The organism is candidate division WOR-3 bacterium, assembly GCA_029858255.1.
GTDB lineage: Bacteria > Hydrothermota > Tepidihabitantia > SM23-42 > SM23-42 > SM23-42.
In genome coordinates this window covers 1-5,146 of sequence record JAOUFJ010000063.1, presented here as the reverse complement: position 1 = coordinate 5,146, position 5,146 = coordinate 1, and the positions used below count along the sequence as shown (strand labels likewise).

Here is a 5,146-nt window from a genome sequence, read left to right as displayed (position 1 = left end):
CTCAAAATCATGAGACGGACCACTGGCATCGCCGCTGTTCTGATACCAGCCATAGCGTGAGTTTCCAATGTATGCAAATGCCCCGTGTTTAGTATAAAGGAAGTGTTCACCGATACAGTCGGTTGTCTGGTCAAAGGCGTTGGTCCAGCATGCCCATGTGTAGATGAGACAGTAATGTGTGTTCGTCAGATTGTCCACGTTGGTGGAAGTTAGCATTCCAAAGCCGCCGGTGTGTCCGTGCCCGCAGGAATTACCGACACGTTGTCCGGCGTTAAGTGCACTAATGACTTGTGCGCTGGTTCCACCTAAGTATTGATAGACTTTTGTAATATTGAATCCGTGAGGTGGATGTAGTTCTTTAGTTTCGGTGTCGTCTTTGTATACTCCACCATAGGTTTGGCCGCTTGAGCTCAGAATTGTAGAAAAGAACAGCCAGTCGCAGCGGACAGTATCTAGACCACTCTCCTCGTAGGAACGTATCTTATCACAGAAATTCTGAGCTTCGGTAACAGTGTTGACCGGTGCACGACCTACGTAAACTTCGGCAAAAAGATCGGCTTCATCGGCAGGGGTCGTTTCTCCATAGATATGATCACCATCGGTGTCCCAGGTTCCATCAAGCCCAGCGTAGTAGATGTCGGCCGGAATATTCTCACCACCCCACAACTCAGAACGCAATAACCGATGGGGAACAATGTCAACGTCTCCACCAAGAAGGGCGTATTGAATACCCCAATCATTGTACGCGTCGATAATGAAGTTGCGTACCTTCTCCGCGTTATCATAACCTGAGTAATTTGCTAAGATGGTGGCGATGTCGTAGACTATTGTGCGAATACCTCTATGAGTCGTACGCCAAGTAGCATAATTATTGAATACGGATTTAAGCGTGGTGTCAGTGATAATAATCATATCCCATTTGCCCTCAGGGAGAGGGTTATGCTTCAGGTGAGATTCGTCCAACTCCGGGTATTGTTTCAGTATTTCAGGGTTGTCTATCATCGATTCTACTGCTTCTCGATCTCTGGGGAGTCCTCGATAAAAGGGATTTTCGTCCCGAACCTTTTTGGTTTCGATTGTCACATTGATATTCGGGTAGTAGAATATTTTTCTTCTTGCAGGGATATACTTAATAGGACAAAGTTGAATCAGAACGATTTTGTATCCTCTGAAATTTTGGGTGGATATCACACGGTAAAGGGTCTCAGGGAATGGATTCTCGGATTCATATATGGTGCGATTGGGTGGCGTGTAGATGAAGGTGTCTACACTAGTGGGAATAGGTCTCTGTCCCGGTTCGAGATAGTATTCACCTTCAAGGGAGATTTCTTCGCCAAGAATGACCCGTATCGATTCAACCTCGTGGCCTGGAGGTAACAGAATGCGCGCGGTTTTGTAGGGCAGAACCGGCTCTCCTGCATCTCCATAGTTGTGGAAACCTGGTACCGTTATTCGATTGAAGACTCTCCAGGGCCCTCTTTCGGCAATCGGAATGCTTAGAGTATCGATAGTAGGAAGTTCGGAGCTGTATTGAACCATAGTCCTCGCTTCCTGCGCGAAAGCCCCACTACCTAATATAGCCATAAGCAGAAGGATCATATAAGACCCTTGCTCTCGCATAGATAAGATTGACAATTTCCTTTTCATTTTACATCCCTCCTTGGCATTTATTTACATGGTTACTTAATCTTTTGTTGCTAGTTTTGCATACCATCACCTCCTTTTATCAAGGGTATGTATGAATTGTATTCGTAGATTCGAAGTTATGTGAATCCACTGGTATTCGCTAATTAGGTTGACTCCCCCTGTAATGTTGATGAGCTCGTTGTTCATAACCCCATCTATTTTCCATGTGGAGCAATCTCTTGCAATGGTATGTTTTTTTTTTATTTTTAACAGCCAAAATGAAGACAAATAAAGGTTTGTGAGACATGTACACAGATATTGAGTTGTAATGAACAGGCCTATAACACTGAATTGTAAATTACAGAGAGTTGCCCCGGTCGGCCCACGCAACTGACGTTTCTAAAAGATGACAACTGATAATGATAACATTACGGCGTATATTGTGATGAATTGAAATTGATTATATCATAATTGTGCAAAAGATCCAACCGAAAGGTAGATAGACTCCTATGTCGACTTCTCCGTGCGAGATGATCGGTATATAGTTTCTTCCGGATGCCATTACGCACGGGACTAATCTCACTTGTATGCTATGTCTCAGATCGCGGCGGTCGTGTTTTTGATCCGGGTCGTTCACCTTTTCCTACAATTTTCTTCTTCTTTGCAGGTTTAGGTCTTGGTTTTGTTGGCCGAAGCCTTCGCGGTTTCATGCCTTTACCCACCTTTGGCATCATGTAGACCTCCCTTTAATTCTCATCTTGTGGTGATAATTTTTTTTCATGATAGAATTCAATTAATTTGACTTCTTCCTTGTTTGTAATCATCAAAGCCGGTATTTTTTCTTCTTTGCCATCTTTGCTAATAATTACGACATCCCTGAGGAATAGGCTCATACTATCAGCTGTGTCTGAAAAATACTCCGGCCATCCTTCAATTATCGAGTTGTTATTCATTCTTATTCGCACGATACATCCCAAATACGTATTGAATACCTGATTCCACACATCTAAACTCCCGGTTATCGTTGTGATTCCAAGGGTGCGTAGCAGTTTGTAGTATAGGTCTTTGTTTATTGCCCAGCCGTGGAGTATTCCGACTATTATGGCAATAATAAAAATCATAATCACAAATTTTTGAATATTTACTAACGCGGCTGAAGTTGAACTCGAAGATGTAATAGTGGTTAGATTGAATTTCAGAATGCTTGTTATTACAATAAACAAGGCAAGGTCAATAAGAGTAAAGACGAGAGCATCGATAACCTGTCCTAACTCCGAAGCGGTTTTCTTGACGACGATTGCACTTGTGATTTTGCTGGTGACAAAACCAGGCAGGAGGATCAATAAGATATATAAGGCGGTAAAGTTTGTAGGCATCTAAACCTCCTTGCATTTTAGAAATACATGTTATTGATTCTTATACTGTAGGTATTCTGCATTCTGGTAACACCGTTACCGCGATCTTTGACCGGTCCATTATTAGTAATTGACGATGGAGACATGCTGCTATCTTCTTTTTCTCTTAATACTAGCGAGTGGCGTGAAAATGGGTATAAGATGTTTTTTTTTGATTGTTAACAGCTAAACCGAAGACTGGTAAAGATTTGCGGGATACTTATGTAGGTATAGATTTCTTATAGATACAACAATGCAATCAATTGCAAATTGTGAAGGTTATGCCCCGTCGTCTACTGAGGTCGGATTGTGAAATATGTTGACTTACGTGTCTCCATATTTATACTTCTCGAAAGTAAAATGGGAGGCAGTGATGAATAGTAAATTTCGTATTCTATACCCATTGGTAATCGTAATAGTACTCCTGACTTTTGGCTGCGACCTAGGCATTGTTGATTCAATGCCGCCAAGTGTGATTATCACATACCCGCACAATGATGATGACATTAGCGGTACGATTGATATAACCGTTGATGCCCAGGATAATGTTGGGGTGGCCCATGTATTTTTTAAATTGGAATTTACTGGAGGTTATTCCGTCAAAACGTTCACGGATCCTGAGTCCCCATATGTATATCCGGAATTCAACACCACGCAGTATGAAAATGGCACACGTGTGACAATTACGGCTACTGCCTGCGATGCATCCGGCAACGCCGAGGTTGCGAGTATCGAGGTCGTAATTCAAAATTGAGACAATATTCAGAAGATTGGGATGGTTTCGACATTACAGAATGTCTTGTATTGTCAAGTAAGAAGAATCGGTCCTTCGGTGGCTATTTTTCTGGGCTGGAAATTTTTCGTGCCATCCCCGCTATGAAGTTCATGCACGGGACGCGTTTCATGTATTGCACGTAGTCGTCGCCGAATTTTTCGATGTTCTGCTGGTCGCCGGACACCATTGAGACATAGCAGCACGCAATTGCCGCAGCGGTGCTGACGAGCACGACCAGATGTTGTCCCAGGAATATGTGCGAGAAGAACATGATCATTGCTGCCAGGTATATCGGGTGCCTGACGATGCCGTAGATGCCGGTGTCGACAAGTTTGGCCGTGCCTTTTTGCCGTAATGTAACGATCGCGATGATTAAAAGCAGTATACCTATTCCAAGCAAAACGAGGCCAACATAGACAAGCGCCTTGATGACCGGCGGTGTGATGTTGATGAAAATCGTGTTAACAACGAGGGAAGTCACAACTACTGACATCAAGACGTAATCTACTATTGGTCGCTTCATACCACTCCTTCTTCAATCACTTTTTCACAATACTGAATACGTATATCTATTATGGGCCGCCCCCCTGGCCCAGGTTCGACTGGCTATGACATCCAGTCGATGACCTCGAGAAACAGCGTACGGTCTGGTAAGTAGAACCGCCTGCCTCCTCGGCCCGCCATCTTATGCGCCATGAACTCAAAGTGTTCGACCAGAATGTTTTTTGCTTTTTCACCCGTCTTCGTCTCGTGAATTGTCGCATCACCTCTTTCGAGCATGTCGGCTAGGCGGTATTGAAATCGTTCAACAAGCCTCGCTTCCTCTGCAAGATCTGAAATATTCACTGAATCTGTCTCTGATGCCATAGCGCGCAACTTTTCAAGCAACCGGATGTCGTCCGTGACATTGTACTGATCGATGAAATGCTGAAGATTCTCGATGAGGTGCGAGTAACTAACGATTACCGTTGCGGGCTCGGTATAATATATGACAACCTGCGTGTCCTTTATGTCTTTCAGTTCTACCGGTACCGTATCGCTCCTGTCTGTCGGATACTGCTCATCAGCCACGCTTGCCCTTTGATTTGACCCACATCGGGTGCACGATAGGTATAGTATCGCAATGACAAGCAATGATGTTAGCACGCTGCATCTGGACATTTTCGCTCCTTTCCCATCCTTTGAGGATGTTGAGTTATCCTATCTTGGACTCAACGAATGTCAATATCCCTTTCCGGTAAGGGCTGCCGTTTGATGAAAGTCGATTATGGGATCAAATCTCGACATTGGAGATTTCAGATCTGAGATGAGAATATCCTCTGTGAAATTCTCTCAAAAGTGAACTAAATAT

Annotated in this window: 6 protein-coding genes; 1 reads left to right on the top strand and 5 read right to left on the bottom strand. The window is 43.7% G+C overall.

Annotation, left to right across the window (positions count from 1 at the left end):
* From OEV79_12310 to OEV79_12300, 3 genes are all read right to left on the bottom strand, one after another.
* Nucleotides 1-1,647: C25 family cysteine peptidase (locus OEV79_12310; GenBank protein ID MDH4212218.1), on the bottom strand; the 1,647-nt coding region annotated here is incomplete at its 3' end.
* Nucleotides 1,648-2,216: 569 nt separating this feature from the next.
* Nucleotides 2,217-2,360, bottom strand: a complete 144-nt coding sequence (locus tag OEV79_12305) for a hypothetical protein (GenBank protein ID MDH4212217.1) — start codon at nt 2,358-2,360, stop codon at nt 2,217-2,219.
* A 12-nt stretch (nt 2,361-2,372) separates the two neighbouring features.
* A complete protein-coding gene (locus tag OEV79_12300; GenBank protein MDH4212216.1) occupies nt 2,373-3,002 on the bottom strand; it encodes a DUF6338 family protein in 630 nt (209 codons plus the stop codon).
* Nucleotides 3,003-3,393: 391 nt separating this feature from the next.
* Between OEV79_12300 and OEV79_12295 the strand changes: the two genes are divergently transcribed.
* Nucleotides 3,394-3,774 carry an Ig-like domain-containing protein gene (locus OEV79_12295; protein ID MDH4212215.1) on the top strand — a complete coding sequence of 127 codons (381 nt, stop codon included), beginning with the start codon at nt 3,394-3,396 and terminating at the stop codon, nt 3,772-3,774.
* A gap of 82 nt (nt 3,775-3,856) precedes the next feature.
* On the opposite strand, the gene OEV79_12290 is transcribed toward OEV79_12295, so the two are convergent.
* Both OEV79_12290 and OEV79_12285 read right to left on the bottom strand, forming a co-directional pair.
* Nucleotides 3,857-4,318, bottom strand: a complete 462-nt coding sequence (locus OEV79_12290; protein MDH4212214.1) for an isoprenylcysteine carboxylmethyltransferase family protein — start codon at nt 4,316-4,318, stop codon at nt 3,857-3,859.
* A gap of 83 nt (nt 4,319-4,401) precedes the next feature.
* Nucleotides 4,402-4,956: a hypothetical protein gene (locus tag OEV79_12285; protein MDH4212213.1), complete on the bottom strand. Its 555-nt coding sequence runs from the start codon at nt 4,954-4,956 to the stop codon at nt 4,402-4,404.
* Nucleotides 4,957-5,146 lie beyond the last annotated feature (190 nt).